The following is a 20786-nucleotide window of genomic DNA, read 5'->3' on the forward strand; positions in this document are numbered from 1 at the left end:
GAGTACGCTACCCGTAACGCTCAGAACCCCCAGAAGGACCCGCTTTTACTGAGAGTGACCACTAACCAAACAGGCCCATTACCCATGCCGCCAATGCTGATGTCACAGGCTCAGGCAGTGCCACACCAGTAGCGGCAGTAACAGCCAAACCGATAACGGTTGTAGCTAACTTGTTCTTAGCCGCAACTTCGACCGCTTTCTTTGTTTGTTCTTTGATACTCATTTGAATTGCTCCTGATCTAACCCGTACAACTCAAACGGGAAATTATGAATGAACTCGCTCACCGTGCCTGCACCGTGAACTGTGTTGTAATGATCTTTCCAATACTGCGCTAAAGCCTTGATATCATTGGCTTTAGGTAATGACTTTGGTACACGCCGATAATGCAAACGGCACATCAAAGTCGCGTATTTCAGATTAAAAATCAGCTCATCAGCTGGCGGAACGCCGTGGATCTGCGCACTATCATGAGCCTCGCAGGACATAACAGAGAACAGAGCTTCCTGCGTCTGCGGTCGATACTCTAGGTAGTTACACCAAATATCATCATGTGTTGCTGGCTCCATTTGATAGATGCCAAGCGCTGGACCACCACCTAATTGCTGGATGTATTCACCACGAGATTCCTGCATGATCGTACCGATCAGCAACCGCTCAGACGCCTCACTCCACATATCGAAATGCTTAAGCGTGGGCACGACAACAAGGTCGCGTAATTGCTCAATATTCATGGCAACCTCTTGAATCTACTCGTGTAAAAGCTGATAGCCTCATCACCCATCAAACCCGCCATACCAGCCATAAAGCCGATCATTGGCCCAGACATCCCCATCTCAGTTCCTAAGAAATAAGTAAGCATGCCAAGGAAACCGCCAGTGATAACGGTGATAAGTAATTGAATAATCGAGAAATCTTTAATCTTTTGCTTAATCTGCCGGAGATACTTCACAGCGCCTCCAAGAACGCCCACCAAGACGAACGCAGCAATCTGAATCAGTTCATCTGGTAAGAATTTCATACGGGCGATCCAGTCCAGAAATGAAAAGCCCCGCGATTGCGAGGCTTAGAAAATAATGTAGAGGACGGGACTCGAACCCGCACGACCGCACCGAATAAACGGCTTGTTCTGCCTTAATGCCATAAATATGGCCTACCCTACAAGCTGGTGGGGTGGGTGAGACTTGAACTCACAGCGCTTTCGCGTCGGGTTTACAGCCCGATGGGGTTAAACCAATTTTCCTACCACCCCAAAACGACAAAACCCAGCGCTTGGCTGGGTTCTGGTGATTTGTTTGCCGCGAACACAAAAATCACAGCATGAACAAACTGTAACCGCTAACTTCCCCTTTTTCCACCCTTGCGCGCGCGATATGTGAATTCTATGGTCTTAATAGAACTAGGCAAAAACGACACGCAAAGCCGCACTACAAAAGGCATTGGCATCAAATCAATATGCTACACTGTGACGGTATCGTGACGGAAATTTAAGGAAAAATACTATGGAAGTTAAAGACTATATTGGAAAGATTGAGCTGCACCTTGCAAGCTTAAACTCTCATCAACTTATATATGCAGCCCTTGATTGCCGATTGGCGATCGAGCGCTTCGTGTACAACCGACTAGAATTTCACTCAGAGAGACACAGCGCAAAACTACTATTCAAAAACTGGCAACCACATAGTGCGATGAGAACCCTCACACTACTGGAGCCGGATGCTAATAAATCTTTTACATTACATATGAAAGAAGAAAGCGAACGAGGAGAAAAAGAAGGGTTTAAGCTGATAGGAAGCCACGAAGGAATTGATGACGCGATACTTAATAAAAAATATCATTCTCTTGGAAGCTATTTACATCTAAGAAAGGACATGGATTCAGAGAAATTGAGGACACTAATAAACGAATGTCTCGATGAGCTAAAACGACTTGTAATAAAGAAGTTTGAATGTAATCTCGCAAATATAGTTAAAGCTGATTGCTTGGCATGTGGTCAAGAAATACATATCAATGAGAAGTCTATTCCAAATTTAAAAGAAATTTGGTGCACAGACCCAAATTGCAATACCAAGCATTTTGTAAAGGATTTTTCACAAGAAAAGAAACTGGCTCTAATTCTCGACGCAACGGTATTCAAATGTGCTTCCTGTAGCGCCGAAAACCTAATCCTCAACACTAAAGTGAAGGAAGGATTTTCATTCAAATGCACTGAATGCCATAGTAAAAATGAAATCATAAGAAAAGTATGGGAATATGGCGTAAGAGAAACACAGCAAACTGCGCTACCAAGAGCAAAGCCTTAAACAGAAAACAATAAGCGGCGCCCTGCTGCACGCCGCTTATATCAACTAGCTACGAAACGCCACCGACCGAACACACCGCCACAAGAACTGGGCAAACTCTCCCAATCCATGCAACGTCAAAATATGCTCGACAGGATCGTCCGCAATCCAACTACAAAGTTGAACAAATATATAAACTGCGTATTGGAAAAACTCAATGCCAAATACCTGAACGATATCCAACATCACCAACATACAGACGAAAAAGTACGACACCCAATCAGGCGTTAGAGTTTGAAGCATGAAATGCCCTCATATTACTGCTAATGAGGACCTAAGGCGGCAAACAACGCTCATGTGTTAGATTTTGTTTACATGAAACGCAGCTATACATTAAAATGACTTTGTCACAAGTTTCTAACGGCCACCTTCGGCCAAGTAACTTTAAAGAGCCCTTGGGACGGCAATCCCAATGGGCTTTTTTATTTTCTTATCATCACGCCTCCTACTTACCAACAAAATACGAACGCATTTTACCACGTCTGAGCAAGCTGTTCCGCTGTTTTAATGCTTTTTGCCAACTTGACCTTAGAAATCTTATAGTAAGCCTTACGCGCTACCCTTAGAGAAGATCAATCGCCTCTGCCAATACCACAACCACCTCTACCATTAGCGGTCAAGCACAACTCACAGCCAACCAACCAACCATTGATGCGACAACTTGAAAGAGGTTAGAATCTTCGATGCAATTTACATAAGGGATATATAAATGAAAGTGTATTTTTTAGGGGTTACTGTAGCCTTTTTATTAAGTGGCTGCGCTTCTGGTTTACAAGTTGACAAAATCAGCCCTATAGATACAGAAGACAAAACCATCTCGTTGATGAACGATACTCGTTGGAACATTCAAATTCGACGGGCTTTGCTTAAGGAAGGCTTCAACGTTAAACGTTTCTCCACGGTTAAAGAGCTTTCTGTTGTCACAGAGCAATACAAAGAAACTTATAATCTAGCCGAAGCAACTTATGGCCTAACGGTTAGCCCAGGTCCTGTTGTTGACTGGTGTTTAGGAGGTAGCGCTGAAAAGTTTAGTAAGTTCTCTCTAGAGCTAACAGACTTACGCACTAATCAACCTGTTTTATTTGTTGAACAGGGCGGCTGGACAGATACTTGCCTCGGGATGTTTGGCAATTTATTCCCAGATCTAGCTAAAGCCATCAATGAGAACTGGAATTAATTTACCAGCTCACTAATTCCTCCCACGGCCTTAATCATTTCCGGCCATGCATAGCGGCTTTGATAACGCCCTTCCAAATCCGACTGCGCGTGGTTAAGCAGCATTTCAGCGACACGGCTATCGACGCCGCTTTCCTGCCAGTAGTCGCGGGCGAGTTTCCGCATATCATGGGAAGTAAACTTAACGCCCATTTCAGCAGACAACTTGCGGTACCATCCTGCGATCGTGGATGTATGAGTGGGCTTATCGCCCGATTGAGAGAAAACGAACTTACCACGGCGCTTGGCCTTGGCTTCGCGGAGCAATTCGACCACTGCAGGTGCGATCGGCACCTTATGCTCTACCCCCGTTTTCGTATTCGCTGCTGGGATATACCAAACCGCGTCATCGAGGGAAATATGGGACCACTCCACCAGACTTGTTTCTAAAATACGAGTCGCGTGGCACAACTGCATCATAAAGAACAACCGCCGCCAAAACTGGCTATCTTGAATACACTGTGCCAACTCAGGCAATTGATACGGTTTAAGGCGCCCTGATCGCGCAACCTCCTTATCTTGCGTAAAGTCACGCCAGCCAACACCCATCAGCGGGTCACGAGCGATCAAGCCCAACTTACCCGCCAACGAACACGCCCGCTTCAACACCCCCCAAACCTTATGAAGAGTCGAAACCGCAAGCGTCTCCTGCTTGGGCATATATACCCGCTTATAGAAATCCGTCTTAGAAAGCGACTTAATCGCCACATCGCCCAACGGCCCCATCAAATGGTTATAAATACAACTCTGAGCCGACGCCACATAACCATCACTAAACGACTTATCCGCCTCGATGTGATCCGCAAACCACAACAACAGCCCCTGCACATCCGTGATCTGCTCAACTTTAACCGTCGAGCGCTCACCCGCCATCAACTCCGAACGAATCGCACTCAACCGCTTAAACAGATCTGCCGCCTTCAGTGCTGGCCACTTACCAAGCACCGTGCGCAGCTTCTTCTTGCCCTGGTAACGAACATCGTAAAACGTGCCCCCGGTGCGCCTCGTATTGGCACGAAACTCAACACGGCGAGCATCAAACAGCCACTCCTTATCACCCGCTGCCAACGTAGCCTTGATCAGCGTGTCCGTAATGCGCTTAGCCATTCACAGCAACGCCACGGTTTTTCAGCTCAACCTCTAGGCGTCGAATAAAAGCCGATCTGCCAGCAGAAACATGCTTCTCAAAGCCATTAACAGAAACAGCCTTATGCGGCGCCTTCATGCGCAACTTGGCCGCAAACTCTGGCAAGTGCATAACGATCGATGCATTAGAAGGGGAAACACCGCGCTCATCTTTGTTGCCGTCCGCTAGCACCGCCGCGAACAAGCACAACTTTTGAGTGCGCGTTAGATCTGAGAACAGATAATCAAGGCCCGTATCAGAATGCGTCAAAAGCTCCACTTCTCGGATCATCTTCGCATTCGAGTTACCACCACCTTGGAAGTCAGGTACCTGCCCAGTCTCCAACATATCGCAGATCTTGCCCGCATTCGACTGACCATGCCAGCCAGCATCCTCCGACGAACTAATCAGGTAATTAACGTGATGATTGATAACAGCCCATGAACGGGCGCCCAAAGATCCAGCTTTGTGGCGATTGATCCAGCGCATTGTGATACTCCTCGTCTCACGACGATGATGGGTTAGCATTGAAAAGCGCGCTCAGCGAACACGCTTTGCAATGTTTACCAGAACCTAACTTCTCGTAATGGCGGCGGATTCGGAACCGCAGGCCTACGGATCAGCAGCAGCTCAATGTCACGAAGGCTTTCATCTGCCCTATGTAAAACACAGTGGTAATAGTCCTCAACAAATTCATGCGTAAAATGGACCCGACCAATATCACGGGATGCATACCCTCCCCCAGCACGACCATAAAACTGATCTTTGGTAATCACACGAACATCAGAGATATCGCGTTTTTTTAAATCCTTGCGCAGCGATTCCGCCTCACCACAACCAAGACACAAGATCACATCGCCAGACCGAACTAAATCAAGCATTCGACTGGTGCGACCCGATCGACGAGCGCCGTTACTCATCACACTAAACATCCCACGCAATGCACCACCAATTCCATAAATATCCATAACCACCCCGCTATTTCCCAACAGTGAAAGAAGGCTGACCGAAGCCAGCCGGTTAATTAAATACGTGCTTCGCCCTCTGGGCCCTGATCGGGACCGACTTCATCTAGCAGCCGCAAAGTATCGAATTGCTTACGAGCGGCCTTATACAAGAAAGTCTCAATCTCTGTATTGTTTTTCTGAATCGACAATGAACGACCAGACTCATCCCCTTTGATTCGCTCAGTCTTCACGGCAATCTCCTTGGCTACCTTTGGCAGCAACTCTTCCAGCTTCCAGCCGTTCGGATTGTCACGACTCATCAACACATTTGCCGCTGGGCGCTCCAAATGAAGCGTATAACCCACCAACTCCCCAAGGGTTTCTTGGATATCGCTCATGGCAGTATGGGCGTATTGCTTCTCAGATTTTGGCAGACCAAGACCCGCCCAAGCCGTTTGACGCAGTAGGTCAATGCTAGACACATCGATCGTGCGGTAGTGAAAGAACCCTTTAAGGGATGGCATTTGCGCATCGATGTACGACACATCAAAACCAATGCTATTGCCAAACATCACGGCACCTGTTTTTGCCTTGCGATCGTAAATAGACACACCAAAGTGCATCAGCGTTTCAATGGCAAATAGCTCAGCATCTTCGACATCAGAAAACACCCCCAAGTGCTCGCCAGACTGGTTGCGCAGTTGGTCGATCAACCCCGACTTGGTATGCGCCTCAAGCGCCCATGGATCCATACGCTCTAAAAAGGATTCATTCCAAATACCGACCGAGAACGAAAACTCTTTATTAAGATTTTCATCACACACCACAAACGCCATTTCAAGGATTGGGTAATACGCCGCACCGTGAACACGCTCACCCGATGGCAACGTCTCGTAACCGTTCAAACCACCCGTTTCTAAATCAACACCCACTAATTGCAGACTCATCAGCACTCTCCTAAAACGAAAAACTCATACCGTTGCCAAGCTCAAAAACATGCTCATCTTTAGCCGTGGCCAGCACTTCTTTGATCTTCTTGTAACAAGCGTCCTTATCCGTTTCGTAAAGGCGATCAAGCTCATCCCAACACGCCACCAACGCCGCCCAGCGCTCCGATCGGCTAGCCATTTCAGAAATACGAAAGCGAAACTCAGGGACAGCTTTCATCAGACGATAGCAACGACCAAAATCACTTGTATCGCGAGGGTAGTCGCTGAAACTGTCTTCTGCTTCGATGCCTGTCATCTGGGACACAATCGCCTTGGAAGACGTGCCTGTATCACCGCTCAATAACCACTTAACTAATCGCTCGTTTAATTCCATCTCACTCTCCCATCACTTCAATAATTGCCATAAACCGCCGCAGCTTTGACACTTGGCACGCTTGGCACCTGAGCGGGTTTGTTTTAGTTCGCCATTGCACTTGCCGCATTTCACATCAGCAACACGCTTAACCATTTGTTTATTGATCGCTTCGATTCGGGCCGATCTATCTTCTTTTGGCAGCAGGCCAAGAGCTTGGGCTACTTGTCTGTATTCCTTACTGATCCACTTGCCGTCTGGCTCAAGATGGAGGCCATCCCCAATCATGTCGCCCAGCTTCACTAGCTGCCTATGCAAATGGGCATTGGCTGCTTTATCCATGCCTCATTCCCTCACGCCAGCTGATGTTCGCAATCTCGCGGTCGATCTCTTCTAACTCGATCTTCAGATCACACCACTTATCAGTGTTTCTTGAATCACATGAGCGTTTTAAATCCGCCTTCAGGCGCTTTTCTTTCGCAGCCAGATCCTCAAGTTTCTTATGATCTGCTGCGGTTTTAATTCCCGACTGCATTAGTCCATTCGCTTGCTGATAAACTTCGGCAAGCCCTGCACCATGCTTACCGTTCACAATCGCATCGATCTTGTCGTATCGCTTTTGGACATCCTTGCGGTAAAACTGCAAAGCCTTAAGTGTTACAGATTCCATCCTCTACCCCTTGCCCAGCATTGCTTTCAGTGCGCCGATGTTCGCGCGGCCTAGTTGTTTCAGCTCAGCTTTCTCGTTCTCAGTGAGCTTCTTCTGTTCAATCAGTTGCGGTTTATTCACTTCGATCTGCTCACCGGCAACCACCTTGGCGGCGATTTCCATGTAAGCCTTGCGGTAGGCGTTTTGGCCTGCTTGGGTGTCCGATCGGCGCAGCTTATGCCAAGACACACGCTTGCCAGCGGCGTACACAGCGGGGTGAGTTGGTCGCCAGTTCACAATGTCGTGACTGTGATCCACTGCCTCGCGGTAGGCTTCGTCCACGCTTGGCAAGCCGTGGCACCACATGATGAACTCAGCCACCACAGGCCATTTCGTGTATTTATCTTCCGTGGCGTAGCGTTTCGCACGAGCGGTACCCATGCGCAACATCTCGCCCGTGATCTGCGCTTTCAGCAGCTCTCGCACCCACTGGGTTTTGATCTGTCCCTCGATCTCGGGTGATTTCAACGAGGCGCCGTGATTGGTGTAAAACGCCTTCAACGTGCCAAACAGCTTGTCGATCGTTTTAGCCATCGCTGCTTGAGCGTCTTGGCTTGGATCCTGTGCTGGGCGCGGTTGCTCATGGACCACAGGACGGTTAACAGGGAAATTGCTTTGCTGGGTCGGTAATAATTCGCTTACGTTTTGCATCAGAAGCCCTCCGGATCAAACACATCATTCCAATCAATCGCACCGCCTGGCTTAGCCTGCTGGCGGATCGTTGGCAGTTGTTCATCGTTCCAGCGCTCGTTGTTGATCCAAGTCGTTGGCATTGGCTGGAATTGTTTCTGGTCGGCAGGTGCCGCGGCGTAGAGATCCCCCCAGCGCTGCGCTTGGTCGATAATCAATTGAATTTTCGCGACCGCTTGCTCACGATCGTTCGGCAATGGGATTTTTAACCACTTCGCCTCCGATGCCTTGCGGTTGTCTTTGCGCTGGTAAGCATTCCAGAACAACTCGAACGAATGGGCTAACAACTCGCGTTTGGCCTTGGCATTGAATTTTTGATCAACCACCACCGGAGCGGTTTCGTTCGATTCGGCCGAATCGGACAAATGATCTTTAGGTTCATTGACTGATTCATTGACTGGTTCAAGAGAGTGACTGGTTCTGGGTGCAGATGCTGCACCACCCCCTAGTGCAGCATCTGCACCACCTAGTGCAGCATCTGCACCACCTAATGCAACAGATTCACCAGGTAACAAATATCCAATCAATGAGCCTTTATCGTTATAAACAGGCTTCAAAAGGTGGAAATTAAGCAGGTAAACGTTTGAAGAGTTCCCCTTCTCACCTTTACGAAGCGTCTTAGACAGCACACCAGTTTCAATCAGCGCATTGATATGACCAACCACCGCACGGCGGCTGATTTCACACTGATCAGCAATGTATTGATAACTAGGCCAACATTCGCCCTGATCGCTGGCATTATCCGCCAGCTTCAACAGAACAAGTTTACGCAGAGGGTTACCAACCTTGGTCTTCATGGCCTTAACCATAAGCTCCATGCTCATTGCACACCCCCTACGCTCAACGCCGCAGCCATAGGCTTAACCCAAATAGGCGCGTTGTCTAAAAGGAATGTCTCGCCCTGACGTGCAAGCAGGATCGTCGTGCCCATCACCTCAGCGATCGCACGCGAAGCCGAAGGCGGTACCGCATTACCGATACGTTCACGCCATGCCTCATCGTTTAAGCCATCAAGCTCCAAGTATTCTTCTGGCTCGATCAGTGATTGCAAAGCGGCAAGCTCAAGAGTTGTAAATGGTCGATGCCAAGTGCCATCAAGTGACTCAATCACCGCATGACATTTATCCGTAGCTTTTGGAAGGCGTGGATCAGCAACAGACCAGCGGCCATTGTCGTGACACGCAGCGGCAGACACAGCACCTGAGAAACCATCCCAAGGCAAAACACCGTAATGACCACCACCATAGTAGCTATCACCCTTCTTGCGGTTCATATTCGGACGGGGATCGGCCACAGCAAAAGCGCCCTGACCTGTTGTGCTTCCCGCGATAACCGTACCCGCTGCACGATCAAAAGCCGTAACAGAATACTTACTAGCAAACCCGTTCCCTCGAGGATCAGCCACCGCAAAGCGACCGCCACCTACAGCAGATTGAGACGTTACAACACCGCTAGACTTGTCCCATGGAATAATTCCGTAGGCGCCGTAATTACCCATCTTAGTAGGACGCGGATCAGCTACCGAAAACGCACCGTTACCCGGTTTCGATTTACCCGCCACAGTGCCCATAGGCTCTGACCAATCATTCACACCCATATAACCATTACGATGATCGGGCATAATTAAAAAGTCGCGTAAGTGGCCGTTTTCAATCGCCAAACGCTCAAGGGATCGCCAATCTTTACCCGCCTCAACAAATGCTAAGCGCACCCATGTTTTCCATTGCAAACGTGGAACTCGGTGCATCGGGCCAGCAGTCTCGTCACCAGGTAACGGCATACGCTCCAAAACAGAGCCAACACTTTGCAAACCTTTCATGGCTGGCTGGTAAAGGAATGGTGGCACCTTCTCGATATGGCGAGCCACTAAAAGGAAACGCTTGCGAGACTGCGCAAGGCCACCGATCTCACCACAATCGTGAGTCGTTTCGGCCACTGCATAACCCGCGTGAGATAACACTTGGTTGATCTGATCCAACAAATGACGACCGCGAGAGGCCAAGCGAGGCACATTTTCAAACACGATCAAATCAACTGGATCGTCTTTCCAAGCCTCAACCATCAACCAAACACAGCGAAGGGTCAGCTCATTAAGCGCCTGATACTTAGGCGTGACAGCTTTCTTTTGAGAAAGTAAACCGCTCGCCCCCTTACAAGGCGAGCTGATAAATACAACATTAGGGGTGCGATTTTGAGCCGCAGCACGAACGTCTGCAGGAGTGGCTTCTTTCCACTCTTTTGGTGGCTCCACACCGTGAAATCGTGTGTACTGGTCACGGGTGAATAAATCCATCACCGTGCCATCCGTGCCCGTCAGCGTTTTAAAATCGCGGATCGCAGCGGGTGCAACATCGATGCCGCCAAGACATTCAAAACGTGCTTCAACATTGCCAACGCGAGGGTTAGCCATATTGAAACCTTTTGCACCGGCACCAAGGCCACAGCAAAAATGAAAGTGAGTAATCGTATCTTTGATCACGCCCACACCTCCATCGCTGTGCCTTTGAAGCTTGGATTTTGGCAGGCGTAAACGTGGCTCTTGGACTTGCGGCCATTAAAAAACGGCGCGATCCAGCCTTCGCGCTGTAACTCAGCGATGGCTAAACGTACTTTTTCGATTGGAAGTTGAGATAGTTCAGAAAGCTCCTGCTCATCAAGCAAGAAGCGTGGCGAATCGCCAAAGATAGGAACGTAAAGTTGAATGGTATCGCGAACAGCCTGAGCATAAGAACTCAAACGATCGTCAACCAATAGGCGTAATTGTGCCATGATGTGACTCCTTTGGAATTTAGAGCCACCCTGCCGAAGTGGTAATTTCGGGATTAGGGTGGACGGTCTGACAGCTGTGTTACCACAACAGGCTCCAAAGGTAGACCTGCCCATCCGAAGATGGCACAGCCGCCCGACCGCCCATAAATTAGACAGGCACAGGCGTGCAGACATAAAAAAACCGCTGTCATGGGCGGTTCGTCTGCCCTTTGGAGAGTTTGTCTGGGTGGTAATCCAGTCCCCTGATTTTGCAGGAGAAATTAAATTATTGCTCATTGCTCTGTACCTGTCAAAAATTAAAACAGATACATCGATTCAGTTAGCATCTTACATTTGATCGGCGTCTTGCCTTTCGATGTTTCTTAGTTGTCCGAATCGCTGGTCGATGTCTTTCACCAGCTTACAAAGTTCTGGGTCGTCCCAATCTATGATTTCACGCTTTGCTAAAAAAGCCCCCGAAGGGGCGCAATGGCTGTCGTTCACAAAAAGGGTAACACCTGAATGCGGGTCAGTCGTTCCACTATCAAGACAACCGTCATGGCCGCACTTACTAAAGTGTGATAGCTTCACAAGGACATCCCCCAATACTCTGCTCGGGCGCTTCACAGCGTGCCGACTAAGAGCCATCTAACGATGGTTGTTTACAGCGGATTACCTAAAACAGTAATTCTATACAAAACAATGATTGTATAAACCGCTCAATGTTTTCTAAATTTAACACCTAGAGTAACAATAAGTAAACATCCAACGTTCATGAAATTGATGAAATTTACTCTATACACAAAATCTTGTGTATTACACATGCCGTGTATGAGCTAGATCAAAAGTTTACGCCCACACATTTACCCAAACGAGGCTGACACCACTATATGCCGACAATCGAACCTTTAGAAAAAGAGGTGAAAGAAAGCACCGCTGGAGCATGTTCACTGGCCATGCAGCGTATTATCAACGCATCGCGCTATGAACGTAGCGAGATAGCAGAATACATCGGTCTTTCCAATGTTGCTCTTGATCGTCGTATGCGTGGCAGCGTGTCATTCTCGCTTGAAGAGGCTGTCATGATCTGTCGCCTGGTAGAAATACCAATCGGTGATGCGTTGAAGCTTGGTGAAATGAGCCAAGAAGAGTTTGAGAACGCTTGGATCTACCAATGGAGACGCCAGAACATAGCCAAACACGTGGCCAATCTTGAGGTTGAGAAAGGCCTGAACCACACTCAAATAGCTGAAATCTGCGGCTACAGCAAAAGCTGGCTAAGCAACATCCTCAGCGGTAAAGGCAAATTGACAGGCCGCATCGCTCGCGTTATCGAAAAACGCCTAGAACTTCCAGAAGATTTTCTTGATCGTAAGCCGCTAACACCACCCAAAGCCGCACAGATCGACGGCTCATTACTGGCTAAGACAGCTGCACAGCTAGTGGCCACCGTGCGCGGTGAAGGTTTCGAGATCGACAGCGACCTACTCAATATTTATGTGACTTCAATTGTCCAGCTGTACAACGCCCGCATAGCAACACGAGGCGGTTACGATCCTGAGACCGATGCAGCGCAGTTCCAAGCGGTTTATGACCAACTGGTGCTCTCTTTAAAAATGAAAGATGGCCTTTGGAAGTATTAATTTAAAAGTTAAAAGAAAGGGAATTCATGTCAGAAAAAGAAACCTTTGATCCGCTATACAGTGGCGGATTTCATGTCAAAACGCTTGAGGAAATCAAGAAAGAATTGGTGGATAATTTCCCTAACTCAGAAACCCGCCTTGAGCTTTATAATAAATTCGTATCTTTTGTTGACCTTCTCATCAATAAATTACACTTTAAGCCCGATGCAATTTGGCTAGATGGATCATATACTACAGTTAAAGAAGATCCTGCCGATATTGACCTACTTGTTGTTTATGACGCAGAACAAGTGAATAGTATGAGCCAAAGTGACATTGATGAATTCGGTAAGCTTCAGGCCACCCGCGCCTTCTCTCAGATATATAGTTGCGATGCATACTTTACCCCAAGTCAAGATGTAAACAATCTATCTTACTGGCGTGGATGGTTCGGTTTTGACAGAAAAGACAATGTTAAAGGTATTGTTAAACTAACCATGGAGGAGTCTGTATGAGCACGCTTAGTAGACTCAACGGCGCACAAAGAGAACTAGCTAGGCTTGAAAAGCTATCTAATGGTAGCTTTGCAGACACTATTGCCATGCTTTCTTTCAAGCAACATGTAGAGGATCTACAGACCCAGGCACTTGCTGAGTTTAAAGATACTGACCTTCAATTCATTGATTTCAGACTAAGTGCTCCGCACCTTTCTGATGGCTCTGCACCGCTATCACTTGTAGCTAAGCTCACTAGCGCAACCAAAAAGCTTATACTTGAAACAGTATTACAGACAATTGATTTAGCTAAACATAAAAAAGGCTTATTCTCTGAACTTGAACGAGGCCTAGACCTACGTCTAAATGCAATCCAGCCCGGCTCATCGAAGCTCATTATCTCTGCAAAGGCCACCCCGGATCTCTTAGATCATAATGCTGCAACCAGCGCCCTTGAATCGATTTTCAGTCACATCGGCTCAGCCGATGAAATTAGCAAGCTTGGCTCGGGGCCTGCTCACGCTCTACTTGATATATTCAAAGCATCAGCACAAGAAAAAGCAGACCTTGAAATTGTATGGCGTACGCCACTAGGCAAAACCCGCCACTGGAATGCAAGTAAAGATAGTCTAAGGGGTTTTATCAAAACCTTGAGCAAGATAGAAGACAGTCCAGCGGATCCAAAAGAGATTTTCGGCGCGATTTCTTTGATTTCGGAGAAGAAAATTGAACTAAAGGATGTATCTGGAGAAAAGGTAAGCATATTCATTGATGCTGACAAGGTTTCTGAGATTAAAAGATTAAGGCTAGGCGAGCACGCAAAACTAATTTGCTCGGCTCGTAAGAAAAGGTCGAAATCAAAACCTTACAAAATCGAACTTAAATTAGAAAGCATCTCAAGCATCGAATAACCTATGACGCCTCGCCTATATCAGAAACTAAATAGGCACTAAGCTCATCAATCCGAATCTCATACCACAACACCATGCCGACCTTGCCGTCGGCTTTGGCCGCTTCCATTAGCACTTTCAAGCGCGCAATTTCCTTTAACACATCCATCTTTCCACCTACCATGGCGAATACAACCGCCAAGAAATGATGCAGAGCACATTACTTAAGTGCAAGCTAATTTGTAAAACTCTACACGATTAGCGTAAATGTCTACACGAAATGGAGTGAATGTGACATTTACACTACCCGATAACTTTTCTTCACTTAATTCAAATGGTTATATACACGCCTTACTAATATTCTCTATTGCATATATCTAAACTAGCAGACCCCATATACTCCATGCCTAAATCGTTCGGCCTACGCCTAAGAGCCGCACGGAATGCCAAAAACCTCTCACGGAAAGAGCTTGCAGAAATGATTCGATTCTCGGCTCATACAGTCAAAGCTTGGGAACTAGGTCGTCATCAGCCCACCAAAACTATTGTCAAGAAATTAGAAAATGTCCTGCAGTGCTCATTGGCTCCTTGTGACTTAAATCAAATTGACGCCACTCTTGCCCAACTACGCGAAGCACTTCTCACCCTCCCCTCAGAAAAGCGAAACGCAGCCCTTTTAGCACTAGAAAACCTAGCAAAATCCTATCGTTAGACTTCATTTACTTCGAATCATATCACTTATCGTAAACCATTACTGTACATATATACAGTAGTTTTGTTTTAGATTTCTTTGTCTTTTTTGTTGACGAAATATTACTCTTGGAGTAATTTTTAAAAAACAACGTAATTCAGGCAAGAGGCCGAATCATGCAAGACGCATTCAACATCACGTTTTACCCTTCTAATACTGCCCAGCTCGGCGCATACAAGACCGGCATTTTAGCCATGGTTGCCGAGGGCTTAACCAAACACCAGATAGCAGACAGCATCTTTCGATCTGTCCCAACAGTCGCCTTTCATCAAGTAGAAGCTCGCCAGTACTACGGCGCACGCACCTTGACCCAAGCCGTTGCTCGCGCAATAGCCTGTGGCGATATCCAGTTTCGTATCGATTCAGTCACCGAAAAAACACCAGCTCACAGCCGCCTTGCAGCCCTCGGCTTCATCACGCTTGCGCTGTTCACCACTGCAATCGATACGCCTTATGCATTCGACGCTGATCTTGATCTAGCGCGACACCACACCACCCGTGCCACACGCACGGTTAAAGTTCGCGGCAACCGCCGTGAGCAAACCGACTTCATCATTGGATAGGAGAAAAGTAATGCACAACGGATTAATCCTAAGTCGCACAAAGGACGAAGGCATCACCATCAAAGTGCCACCTTCGACAACAGAAACCACCGTGCACGTAACCACGCTGTCATGCACACATTCACGTACGCGCCTGCACATCGCAGCACCGCGCGACACCAGCATCGTCCGTGACGAGTTATTGAAAATCTCAAAGGAAGGAGACGCCGCATGAGCGAAGTAAAAACATTCAGCCAAACGCTTTACCCAGGCAAAGCACTGATCGTGCTAAACGGTGAACACAACCCATTGTTTCGTCTAGCCCACGTTAGTCACGAACTGACTCAGCATGGCAACAGCTACACAGTGGAAATCAGCTCCGTGAACGCAGGCAAGCACCGCCGCACCCGCCTGCAGGGTGAAACCATGCAGCTTGGGCAGATGCTGATTCGATTCGAGCCAAGCACCAACCACCCTAAAGCCGCGAAACTGGTGTTTGTGGAGAAGCCAAGCTCTTTCCACGTACTGCCAGACGCAGACCTTAAAAAAGCCGTAGGAATGTAAGGAGACAGACCATGACAACTGAAAACCAAGAATTCACACCAATGACGAACCCAGCAACGGACACTGCACAGGATATGTTTACAACTGTCCTACATGAACGCCTAGCCTCTGGAGCGCTAGAGCAAGCGATCACTAAGCGAGTTGATAAGCTGATTGAGGAAACCGCAGACGATCTATTTCGCTCATACGGCGAAGTCGGCAAGGCACTAAAAGAAAAGCTTTCGGCTTCCATCATGCCGCAGATTGAGAGCCTTGAAGACCTGCCTGTTTACCATGATTTCGTTATGAACCGTTTGAAGCTGGCGGCACAGAATTTTTACGACACCCGCCTAGCTGATGTTGTCGATGCCGAGCTAAAGGAAATCATGACCGAGCTGCCAGAGGAAATCACCATGTCGTGGCTGGTTAAACAGGTCGTTAAAAGTGCTCGCTCATACGATGAAGAGCCAGAAGGCGAAATCACGCTAATTATCGAAGATATGTTTGATTGGACAGATACAAGCAAGAAAGTCTACATCAGCAAAGAAGAAAGCGCTGATCGCCGCGCCTGCGATCTTGAGCTTCATCTCAGCTTAGATAAAGAGTCTGGCAAATGGAAAATTCTTGGCATTCGATCGGACGGCGAAACAGAACCAAGACTTTGCGCTGGCCCACTCTACAGCTTTGAAAAAATGCTTTTCAACGTCTACGCAATGAAAGGCCTAATCGACCTGGATCAAGGCTCTGATGCTGATGATTACGAAACTAGCTGGAGCGAATACTAATGTGGCCTAAAACTCTACAAATATTCCAGCTCAAAGAAGCCGCTGCCATCGACTTTGCGACGATCGAGCAGGCTTTAAAAGACCACCCGCTACGCGAGTGCGGCGCAAATGATGAGTTCACATTCGGCTCGTTGCCGCTTGCTCGCAACTCGGAGTGCTGGGCGATCGTAAGCAACGACTGCATGATGATCCGCTTCGGCAAAGAAGAGAAAGTGTTGCCCTCTTCTGTCGTGCGTGAAGCGCTAGACACCAAGATCGCAGAGATCGAAGTAGTAGAAGGCCGCAAAGTGGGCCGCAAGGAAAAAGCCGACATCAAAGAAGAGCTTATCTTTACTCTGCGCCCTAAAGCATTCGCCAAGCGCACAGACGTATGGCTAATGATCGATAAGAAAGCAGGCCTTTTGGTGCTCAACACCACCAACGCAGGCATGACCGAGCAGTCATTCAAACATCTGCAAACCATGCTTGGATCATTCCCAATGGTACCACTGCAGGCGCAAGTATCACCGGCGGGCATCATGACCGACTGGCTAATGAAAAACGATCTGCCAGCCAACCTAGAAACAGGCGCTGAGTGTGAAGTAGTGGACCACAGCGAAGACAAAGCCAAAGCGCGCTTTAAAAACCTTGAGCCACTAAGCGAAGACGTGACACGCCACCTAGAGCAAGGCATGCAAGTGAAGTCCCTGGCACTGCGTTACACCGACAAACTGTCATTCGTGCTTAACGATGACCTGACGCTTAAAAGCATCAAGTGGGACGACACCCTAAAAGAAGCAGCTTTCAACGACTCCCAAGGCGGCGCGATGTCCGACATGGACGCAAACTTTGCACTGGCATCACTCACCATCCGCGAACTCTTCACCGAGCACATGGCGAAATGGTTTGAGATTGAAATGGATATTTCTGACAAAGCTACAGAATACGATGCCACTGAAAACGAAGAGCTTTACTTTGATCCGCTTTACCAAGAGGCCAAGAAATTCGTTATTGAGTCTCGCAATGCATCCACGGCAAACCTGCAAAGGCGCCTACAAATTGGATACAACCGAGCATCTCACTTGATCGCAGAAATGGAGCAAAAAGGCGTGGTAGGCCCCATGAGCTATAACGGCTTAAGAGAAGTACTGATAGGAAAGGAGCAAGCGGCATGAGCACTTTGAACCTAAATCAATACAACTGGAACCGCACCATGATTGCTGGCCACGACGGTTACAGCAACCCTATCCATGTTGGCGAACTGGTATCAGCGCTTGAGGGCAATCAGTTTTCACTCGAAGCCGCTGCCGCCACGATCCGCCAGCAAGCAAAACAGATCGCAGAGCTAGAAGCAGGACTTAACCACGCCCTAGCCCGTTTAAATGAAAAGACCGCAGCATAAGGAGGAAGCCATGGCAGTAAGAAACAAAAAAACAAACGCAGAGCTGGCGACTGAGGTGCCAGCGTTGATTGAGCAAGGACTTGGTCTTTTCGAAGCATCCCGCGCACTCCACGTGGGCATGCCCCGTTTTAAGGACATTGCAACGAAACAACAGATTGAAGAACTTAAGAAAAATGGTGCGAAGCGAATTGAGGAGATCAAAGCAGAGTCTGAAAAACGCATAAAAGCAGCTTTATCCGAAGCAGTAAAACTTGGCTACGGGCTGACAAAAGCCAGGAAGCACAGCGGTGCAGTTAGCGAAAAGTTTTACGATCTGGCAACTCCTGAACAGATTGAGGCATTCAAACGGAACAGCAAGAAAGCCACGGGAAAAAGTACAGAAATACCTGTGCGTCAAGAGGGAATTATCGTAATCACTGACCAATCCATCGCGCGAGCGGTCATGCAAGACATCATCGCCAACCACCCAGCGATCGGGAGGCACCATGTCTGAAGCATTAGACGTTAGCAGTTGAAGCACTGAAGGGAGAGAAAGAATGACACTACAACGCGACTTAGAGCTTTGGCAACAAACGGGCAACAGCACCTACGCGCGCAACATCGCCAACCACTTAGTGAACGTGCTCGACCAGGGCAAATACCAACACATCGAAAAGATCAAAGATGTGACCGTTGGCCACGGATCAGGCGCACCGATTAAAAGCGGCCTGCTTTGGGCAGTGATCGACAACACAAAAGCCAAGAACGAAGTGCTACATGAAGAAAATGAGCTGCTAAAAGCAGAGGTCGAACGCCAGAAAGCCTCATTCAATAGTTTGATGGCTGGGAAAGTGTATGGACTGCTAGGGCATATCGAAAAAGGCGCCGCTGATGGAGTAGAGGAATTCGTGAACACCATGATCGGCGCGCTTGAGAGCGGCTTTGTTGAAGAGGGGCCAATCACACTAGCTGAGATCTACCTGTTTATGCAATGCCACATCAAAGACAACTATGGCCGTGAAACTGAATCATTAAAAACCAAATGGGGCAAAGAAGTAGCGGAACTATGCGCGATCGGAATGAAAGAAGGAGAGAGAGCATGAGCGAGCAAACACTAACAACAGCACCAAGCATGGTCGATGTATTCGCAGCAGCAGGCGCACCGACTAAGTTTTTTAACGGTAGTCAGCTACAAAAACGCTATGGCATTAGTTCATCAACTTTTCACCGTTGGCGTCAAAACGATTGCCCACACAAATTGCCAGAGCCGCGCTTTGGTGAAGGCAAGAGTGCGCGGTGGGCGTTAGAAGACATCGTCGAATGGGAAAACGCTAAGAAACAAGCTCACGTAGCTTAATCATCCATGCTGCGTATAGCTCTCTTTGCTCATCCAAATAATCGTAGTAGTCATAAGTCTGCCACATGGCAGGCAGAGCATGACCCAAAGCAATCTCTGCTATGTGAGGCGGCGCAAGTTGCGACCAACGCGACCGCGCCGTCGAGCGCAGATCATGTATTGTCCAGTGATCTACCTCTTGGGCCAATCGCCGCTTGATCCATTGATTAATGTTGAGGTTAATGCCTAGATGACTTCGATCCGATGTCGGCTCATCCACTCCCCTTTTTGGAAACATATATTTGTAATGCGGCGGGCTCATCATCAAGCCCTGTTTTATAAGCTCGGCCATTTCTGGAAGGATTGGTCGCTTTAGAGGCTTACCTGTTTTAGCACCGGTCTTATGGTTCTCCGGGGGAATGGTCCACACATTGTTATGCAAATCAAAGTGTGACTTTTCAGCCAAGCGCAACTCACCAACACGACCACCCCACATTAGCAGCAACTGCAGCATCACTGTATTTCTGGGCGACAGATTGCTCTTCAATATGGCTTGCCATACTAACTTCAACTCACGGTCGTCCAGGCTACGCACCCCAACCTTTCGCTTGATACGTAGATCAAACTTAGCTGATATGTCTGAAACAGGGTTAACGGTAACTCGACGCATACGAATGCCCCAAGCATACATCTGACTCACAGCACTCAATAAACGCTCAGAGATAGACGGTACAGTCAAAGCCAATGCCTCAAACAGCGCTACCCAATGATGAGTTAAAACGGCATCCGCAGAAAGCTTGCCCACTTTTGGAAAGACATGCAGGCTCATAGAGGCAAGAACTTGATCCGCACTCTTTTTGTGATGCGATGCAAACTTATTGTGGTAATCAGTGTAAAGCTGCTCAACAGTATTCTCAGGGGCATCCCCTAAACGCTGATATAACAATGCCTGCTTTGGGTCCCTACCTTCGGCCAGATCAGCACGCAGATCAGCATGAATTTCACGGGCCCGCTTTAGAGATATGCCAGGATAAGGCCCAATGTCCAAACGACGTTGCTTGCCATCAAAACGGTATCGATACTGAAAAACCAGCTTACCTTTCGCCGACGCACGCACCCCCAGACCGTCCCGATCCGAGAACACCTCGACACCATCACGCTCACGGCCATCATTCGCCTTGAGCCACGCATTAGAAATCGCCATCACACGCCTGTAATTTTATTTGTAATTAAGTTACGAAAAAACGAGTACAAAAAATCCATGTACTCACATGTGTACTTAAACGTGATGATAGCTAATGATTATCAACGGGACAAACAAATATAATAAAAAGGCTGCAAGCTAGGCGTTATAAGGAATTAAGAGCATTAACGGGAAGGAATAAA

At 47.9% G+C, this 20786-nt stretch carries 33 protein-coding genes and 1 tRNA gene; 15 read left to right on the plus strand and 19 right to left on the minus strand.

Going from position 1 to position 20786, the window contains the following annotated elements; translation table 11 throughout:
• Window positions 1–61: 61 nt before the first annotated feature.
• From JHD44_RS08680 to JHD44_RS08695, 4 genes are all read right to left on the minus strand, one after another.
• On the minus strand, window positions 62–223 hold the full coding sequence (locus JHD44_RS08680; protein WP_199462368.1) for a hypothetical protein: 162 nt from the start codon (window positions 221–223) through the stop codon (window positions 62–64).
• The gene (locus JHD44_RS08685) at window positions 220–732 is read right to left on the minus strand and encodes a hypothetical protein (protein WP_199462369.1); all 513 of its coding nucleotides are present in this window, start codon (window positions 730–732) and stop codon (window positions 220–222) included. Before JHD44_RS08685 ends, JHD44_RS08680 begins: the two co-directional genes overlap by 4 nt.
• Window positions 729–1019, minus strand: coding sequence for a phage holin family protein (locus JHD44_RS08690; protein ID WP_199462370.1), 291 nt, complete (start codon window positions 1017–1019; stop codon window positions 729–731). Before JHD44_RS08690 ends, JHD44_RS08685 begins: the two co-directional genes overlap by 4 nt.
• Before the next feature lie 145 nt (window positions 1020–1164).
• Window positions 1165–1250, minus strand: a tRNA-Tyr gene (locus JHD44_RS08695).
• 250 nt (window positions 1251–1500) lie between these two features.
• Between JHD44_RS08695 and JHD44_RS08700 the strand changes: the two genes are divergently transcribed.
• Window positions 1501–2301 (plus strand): hypothetical protein, encoded by an 801-nt coding sequence (locus tag JHD44_RS08700; protein ID WP_199462371.1) that lies wholly within the window; start codon window positions 1501–1503, stop codon window positions 2299–2301.
• 45 nt (window positions 2302–2346) lie between these two features.
• Here the strand turns inward: JHD44_RS08700 and JHD44_RS08705 are convergent, their stop codons facing one another.
• Window positions 2347–2583 carry a hypothetical protein gene (locus tag JHD44_RS08705; protein WP_199462372.1) on the minus strand — a complete coding sequence of 79 codons (237 nt, stop codon included), beginning with the start codon at window positions 2581–2583 and terminating at the stop codon, window positions 2347–2349.
• A 466-nt stretch (window positions 2584–3049) separates the two neighbouring features.
• Here JHD44_RS08705 and JHD44_RS08710 point away from each other — a divergent pair, with 466 nt between their 5' ends.
• The gene (locus JHD44_RS08710; RefSeq protein WP_199462373.1) at window positions 3050–3517 is read left to right on the plus strand and encodes a hypothetical protein; all 468 of its coding nucleotides are present in this window, start codon (window positions 3050–3052) and stop codon (window positions 3515–3517) included.
• Here JHD44_RS08710 and JHD44_RS19095 read toward each other — a convergent pair.
• The 12 genes from JHD44_RS19095 to JHD44_RS08770 all read right to left on the minus strand — a co-directional run bounded on the left by JHD44_RS19095 (window position 3514) and on the right by JHD44_RS08770 (window position 11668).
• Entirely contained in the window at window positions 3514–4500 is a 987-nt protein-coding gene (locus JHD44_RS19095) for a tyrosine-type recombinase/integrase (RefSeq protein ID WP_199462374.1), read from the minus strand. The two genes, JHD44_RS08710 and JHD44_RS19095, sit on opposite strands and share 4 nt — an antisense overlap.
• 154 nt (window positions 4501–4654) lie before the next feature.
• Window positions 4655–5170: a hypothetical protein gene (locus JHD44_RS08720; RefSeq protein WP_199462375.1), complete on the minus strand. Its 516-nt coding sequence runs from the start codon at window positions 5168–5170 to the stop codon at window positions 4655–4657.
• A 74-nt stretch (window positions 5171–5244) separates the two neighbouring features.
• Window positions 5245–5649: a hypothetical protein gene (locus JHD44_RS08725; protein ID WP_199462376.1), complete on the minus strand. Its 405-nt coding sequence runs from the start codon at window positions 5647–5649 to the stop codon at window positions 5245–5247.
• A 56-nt stretch (window positions 5650–5705) separates the two neighbouring features.
• Complete coding sequence (locus tag JHD44_RS08730; RefSeq protein WP_199462377.1) at window positions 5706–6575, minus strand: exonuclease domain-containing protein; 870 nt, start codon at window positions 6573–6575, stop codon at window positions 5706–5708.
• Between the two features lie 10 nt (window positions 6576–6585).
• Window positions 6586–6951 carry a hypothetical protein gene (locus JHD44_RS08735; RefSeq protein WP_199462378.1) on the minus strand — a complete coding sequence of 122 codons (366 nt, stop codon included), beginning with the start codon at window positions 6949–6951 and terminating at the stop codon, window positions 6586–6588.
• A gap of 12 nt (window positions 6952–6963) precedes the next feature.
• A complete protein-coding gene (locus tag JHD44_RS08740; RefSeq protein WP_199462379.1) occupies window positions 6964–7272 on the minus strand; it encodes a hypothetical protein in 309 nt (102 codons plus the stop codon).
• Window positions 7265–7600, minus strand: a complete 336-nt coding sequence (locus JHD44_RS08745; RefSeq protein ID WP_199462380.1) for a hypothetical protein — start codon at window positions 7598–7600, stop codon at window positions 7265–7267. Before JHD44_RS08745 ends, JHD44_RS08740 begins: the two co-directional genes overlap by 8 nt.
• Before the next feature lie 3 nt (window positions 7601–7603).
• Window positions 7604–8290, minus strand: a complete 687-nt coding sequence (locus JHD44_RS08750) for a replication protein P (RefSeq protein ID WP_199462381.1) — start codon at window positions 8288–8290, stop codon at window positions 7604–7606.
• Entirely contained in the window at window positions 8290–9153 is an 864-nt protein-coding gene (locus tag JHD44_RS08755; RefSeq protein ID WP_199462382.1) for a helix-turn-helix domain-containing protein, read from the minus strand. The genes JHD44_RS08750 and JHD44_RS08755 overlap by 1 nt, the downstream gene beginning before the upstream one ends.
• A complete protein-coding gene (locus tag JHD44_RS08760) occupies window positions 9150–10808 on the minus strand; it encodes a DNA cytosine methyltransferase (RefSeq protein WP_325097068.1) in 1659 nt (552 codons plus the stop codon). The genes JHD44_RS08755 and JHD44_RS08760 overlap by 4 nt, the downstream gene beginning before the upstream one ends.
• Window positions 10805–11098 (minus strand): hypothetical protein, encoded by a 294-nt coding sequence (locus tag JHD44_RS08765; RefSeq protein WP_115467924.1) that lies wholly within the window; start codon window positions 11096–11098, stop codon window positions 10805–10807. The genes JHD44_RS08760 and JHD44_RS08765 overlap by 4 nt, the downstream gene beginning before the upstream one ends.
• Before the next feature lie 327 nt (window positions 11099–11425).
• Window positions 11426–11668, minus strand: coding sequence for a hypothetical protein (locus JHD44_RS08770; protein ID WP_199462383.1), 243 nt, complete (start codon window positions 11666–11668; stop codon window positions 11426–11428).
• A gap of 299 nt (window positions 11669–11967) precedes the next feature.
• Between JHD44_RS08770 and JHD44_RS08775 the strand changes: the two genes are divergently transcribed.
• From JHD44_RS08775 to JHD44_RS08785, 3 genes are read left to right on the plus strand one after another with little or no spacing between them, the layout of a single operon-like run.
• A complete protein-coding gene (locus tag JHD44_RS08775; protein WP_199462384.1) occupies window positions 11968–12720 on the plus strand; it encodes a helix-turn-helix domain-containing protein in 753 nt (250 codons plus the stop codon).
• A gap of 26 nt (window positions 12721–12746) precedes the next feature.
• Window positions 12747–13214 carry a DUF6932 family protein gene (locus JHD44_RS08780; RefSeq protein ID WP_199462385.1) on the plus strand — a complete coding sequence of 156 codons (468 nt, stop codon included), beginning with the start codon at window positions 12747–12749 and terminating at the stop codon, window positions 13212–13214.
• Window positions 13211–14104, plus strand: a complete 894-nt coding sequence (locus JHD44_RS08785; protein ID WP_199462386.1) for a hypothetical protein — start codon at window positions 13211–13213, stop codon at window positions 14102–14104. Before JHD44_RS08780 ends, JHD44_RS08785 begins: the two co-directional genes overlap by 4 nt.
• 1 nt (window position 14105) lies before the next feature.
• Here the strand turns inward: JHD44_RS08785 and JHD44_RS08790 are convergent, their stop codons facing one another.
• On the minus strand, window positions 14106–14252 hold the full coding sequence (locus JHD44_RS08790; RefSeq protein ID WP_199462387.1) for a hypothetical protein: 147 nt from the start codon (window positions 14250–14252) through the stop codon (window positions 14106–14108).
• A gap of 234 nt (window positions 14253–14486) precedes the next feature.
• Here JHD44_RS08790 and JHD44_RS19215 point away from each other — a divergent pair, with 234 nt between their 5' ends.
• From JHD44_RS19215 to JHD44_RS08840, 10 genes are all read left to right on the plus strand, one after another.
• Window positions 14487–14795: a helix-turn-helix domain-containing protein gene (locus tag JHD44_RS19215; RefSeq protein WP_199462388.1), complete on the plus strand. Its 309-nt coding sequence runs from the start codon at window positions 14487–14489 to the stop codon at window positions 14793–14795.
• 233 nt (window positions 14796–15028) lie between these two features.
• Window positions 15029–15397, plus strand: coding sequence for a hypothetical protein (locus JHD44_RS08800; protein ID WP_199462389.1), 369 nt, complete (start codon window positions 15029–15031; stop codon window positions 15395–15397).
• Window positions 15398–15407: 10 nt separating this feature from the next.
• Window positions 15408–15611, plus strand: a complete 204-nt coding sequence (locus JHD44_RS19220) for a carbon storage regulator (RefSeq protein WP_199462390.1) — start codon at window positions 15408–15410, stop codon at window positions 15609–15611.
• Window positions 15608–15940 carry a hypothetical protein gene (locus tag JHD44_RS08810; RefSeq protein ID WP_199462391.1) on the plus strand — a complete coding sequence of 111 codons (333 nt, stop codon included), beginning with the start codon at window positions 15608–15610 and terminating at the stop codon, window positions 15938–15940. The genes JHD44_RS19220 and JHD44_RS08810 overlap by 4 nt, the downstream gene beginning before the upstream one ends.
• Window positions 15941–15951: 11 nt before the next feature.
• Window positions 15952–16704 (plus strand): hypothetical protein, encoded by a 753-nt coding sequence (locus JHD44_RS08815; protein WP_199462392.1) that lies wholly within the window; start codon window positions 15952–15954, stop codon window positions 16702–16704.
• A complete protein-coding gene (gene rdgC / locus JHD44_RS08820) occupies window positions 16704–17858 on the plus strand; it encodes a recombination-associated protein RdgC (protein WP_325097069.1) in 1155 nt (384 codons plus the stop codon). Before JHD44_RS08815 ends, rdgC begins: the two co-directional genes overlap by 1 nt.
• A complete protein-coding gene (locus tag JHD44_RS08825) occupies window positions 17855–18085 on the plus strand; it encodes a hypothetical protein (RefSeq protein ID WP_199462393.1) in 231 nt (76 codons plus the stop codon). The genes rdgC and JHD44_RS08825 overlap by 4 nt, the downstream gene beginning before the upstream one ends.
• A gap of 10 nt (window positions 18086–18095) precedes the next feature.
• A complete protein-coding gene (locus tag JHD44_RS08830; RefSeq protein ID WP_199462394.1) occupies window positions 18096–18578 on the plus strand; it encodes a hypothetical protein in 483 nt (160 codons plus the stop codon).
• A gap of 43 nt (window positions 18579–18621) precedes the next feature.
• The gene (locus tag JHD44_RS08835) at window positions 18622–19167 is read left to right on the plus strand and encodes a hypothetical protein (protein WP_199462395.1); all 546 of its coding nucleotides are present in this window, start codon (window positions 18622–18624) and stop codon (window positions 19165–19167) included.
• Window positions 19164–19421 (plus strand): helix-turn-helix transcriptional regulator, encoded by a 258-nt coding sequence (locus tag JHD44_RS08840; RefSeq protein WP_199462396.1) that lies wholly within the window; start codon window positions 19164–19166, stop codon window positions 19419–19421. The genes JHD44_RS08835 and JHD44_RS08840 overlap by 4 nt, the downstream gene beginning before the upstream one ends.
• Here JHD44_RS08840 and JHD44_RS08845 read toward each other — a convergent pair.
• Window positions 19396–20604 (minus strand): tyrosine-type recombinase/integrase, encoded by a 1209-nt coding sequence (locus JHD44_RS08845; protein ID WP_199462397.1) that lies wholly within the window; start codon window positions 20602–20604, stop codon window positions 19396–19398. The genes JHD44_RS08840 and JHD44_RS08845 overlap by 26 nt on opposite strands.
• Window positions 20605–20786: the final 182 nt, after the last annotated feature.

Source organism: Marinomonas ostreistagni (assembly GCF_016461785.1).
GTDB classification, from domain to species: Bacteria; Pseudomonadota; Gammaproteobacteria; order Pseudomonadales; family Marinomonadaceae; genus Marinomonas; species Marinomonas ostreistagni_A.

Coding starts and splice junctions, on each gene's coding strand:
- JHD44_RS08680 (WP_199462368.1), bottom strand. CDS start 223: ATGAGTATCAAAGAACAAACAAAGAAAGCGGTCGAAGTTGCGGCTAAG.
- JHD44_RS08685 (WP_199462369.1), bottom strand. CDS start 732: ATGAATATTGAGCAATTACGCGACCTTGTTGTCGTGCCCACGCTTAAG.
- JHD44_RS08690 (WP_199462370.1), bottom strand. CDS start 1,019: ATGAAATTCTTACCAGATGAACTGATTCAGATTGCTGCGTTCGTCTTG.
- JHD44_RS08700 (WP_199462371.1), top strand. CDS start 1,501: ATGGAAGTTAAAGACTATATTGGAAAGATTGAGCTGCACCTTGCAAGC.
- JHD44_RS08705 (WP_199462372.1), bottom strand. CDS start 2,583: ATGCTTCAAACTCTAACGCCTGATTGGGTGTCGTACTTTTTCGTCTGT.
- JHD44_RS08710 (WP_199462373.1), top strand. CDS start 3,050: ATGAAAGTGTATTTTTTAGGGGTTACTGTAGCCTTTTTATTAAGTGGC.
- JHD44_RS08720 (WP_199462375.1), bottom strand. CDS start 5,170: ATGCGCTGGATCAATCGCCACAAAGCTGGATCTTTGGGCGCCCGTTCA.
- JHD44_RS08725 (WP_199462376.1), bottom strand. CDS start 5,649: ATGGATATTTATGGAATTGGTGGTGCATTGCGTGGGATGTTTAGTGTG.
- JHD44_RS08730 (WP_199462377.1), bottom strand. CDS start 6,575: ATGAGTCTGCAATTAGTGGGTGTTGATTTAGAAACGGGTGGTTTGAAC.
- JHD44_RS08735 (WP_199462378.1), bottom strand. CDS start 6,951: ATGGAATTAAACGAGCGATTAGTTAAGTGGTTATTGAGCGGTGATACA.
- JHD44_RS08740 (WP_199462379.1), bottom strand. CDS start 7,272: ATGGATAAAGCAGCCAATGCCCATTTGCATAGGCAGCTAGTGAAGCTG.
- JHD44_RS08745 (WP_199462380.1), bottom strand. CDS start 7,600: ATGGAATCTGTAACACTTAAGGCTTTGCAGTTTTACCGCAAGGATGTC.
- JHD44_RS08750 (WP_199462381.1), bottom strand. CDS start 8,290: ATGCAAAACGTAAGCGAATTATTACCGACCCAGCAAAGCAATTTCCCT.
- JHD44_RS08755 (WP_199462382.1), bottom strand. CDS start 9,153: ATGAGCATGGAGCTTATGGTTAAGGCCATGAAGACCAAGGTTGGTAAC.
- JHD44_RS08765 (WP_115467924.1), bottom strand. CDS start 11,098: ATGGCACAATTACGCCTATTGGTTGACGATCGTTTGAGTTCTTATGCT.
- JHD44_RS08775 (WP_199462384.1), top strand. CDS start 11,968: ATGCCGACAATCGAACCTTTAGAAAAAGAGGTGAAAGAAAGCACCGCT.
- JHD44_RS08780 (WP_199462385.1), top strand. CDS start 12,747: ATGTCAGAAAAAGAAACCTTTGATCCGCTATACAGTGGCGGATTTCAT.
- JHD44_RS08785 (WP_199462386.1), top strand. CDS start 13,211: ATGAGCACGCTTAGTAGACTCAACGGCGCACAAAGAGAACTAGCTAGG.
- JHD44_RS08790 (WP_199462387.1), bottom strand. CDS start 14,252: ATGGATGTGTTAAAGGAAATTGCGCGCTTGAAAGTGCTAATGGAAGCG.
- JHD44_RS19215 (WP_199462388.1), top strand. CDS start 14,487: ATGCCTAAATCGTTCGGCCTACGCCTAAGAGCCGCACGGAATGCCAAA.
- JHD44_RS08800 (WP_199462389.1), top strand. CDS start 15,029: ATGGTTGCCGAGGGCTTAACCAAACACCAGATAGCAGACAGCATCTTT.
- JHD44_RS19220 (WP_199462390.1), top strand. CDS start 15,408: ATGCACAACGGATTAATCCTAAGTCGCACAAAGGACGAAGGCATCACC.
- JHD44_RS08810 (WP_199462391.1), top strand. CDS start 15,608: ATGAGCGAAGTAAAAACATTCAGCCAAACGCTTTACCCAGGCAAAGCA.
- JHD44_RS08815 (WP_199462392.1), top strand. CDS start 15,952: ATGACAACTGAAAACCAAGAATTCACACCAATGACGAACCCAGCAACG.
- rdgC (WP_325097069.1), top strand. CDS start 16,704: ATGTGGCCTAAAACTCTACAAATATTCCAGCTCAAAGAAGCCGCTGCC.
- JHD44_RS08825 (WP_199462393.1), top strand. CDS start 17,855: ATGAGCACTTTGAACCTAAATCAATACAACTGGAACCGCACCATGATT.
- JHD44_RS08830 (WP_199462394.1), top strand. CDS start 18,096: ATGGCAGTAAGAAACAAAAAAACAAACGCAGAGCTGGCGACTGAGGTG.
- JHD44_RS08835 (WP_199462395.1), top strand. CDS start 18,622: ATGACACTACAACGCGACTTAGAGCTTTGGCAACAAACGGGCAACAGC.
- JHD44_RS08840 (WP_199462396.1), top strand. CDS start 19,164: ATGAGCGAGCAAACACTAACAACAGCACCAAGCATGGTCGATGTATTC.
- JHD44_RS08845 (WP_199462397.1), bottom strand. CDS start 20,604: ATGGCGATTTCTAATGCGTGGCTCAAGGCGAATGATGGCCGTGAGCGT.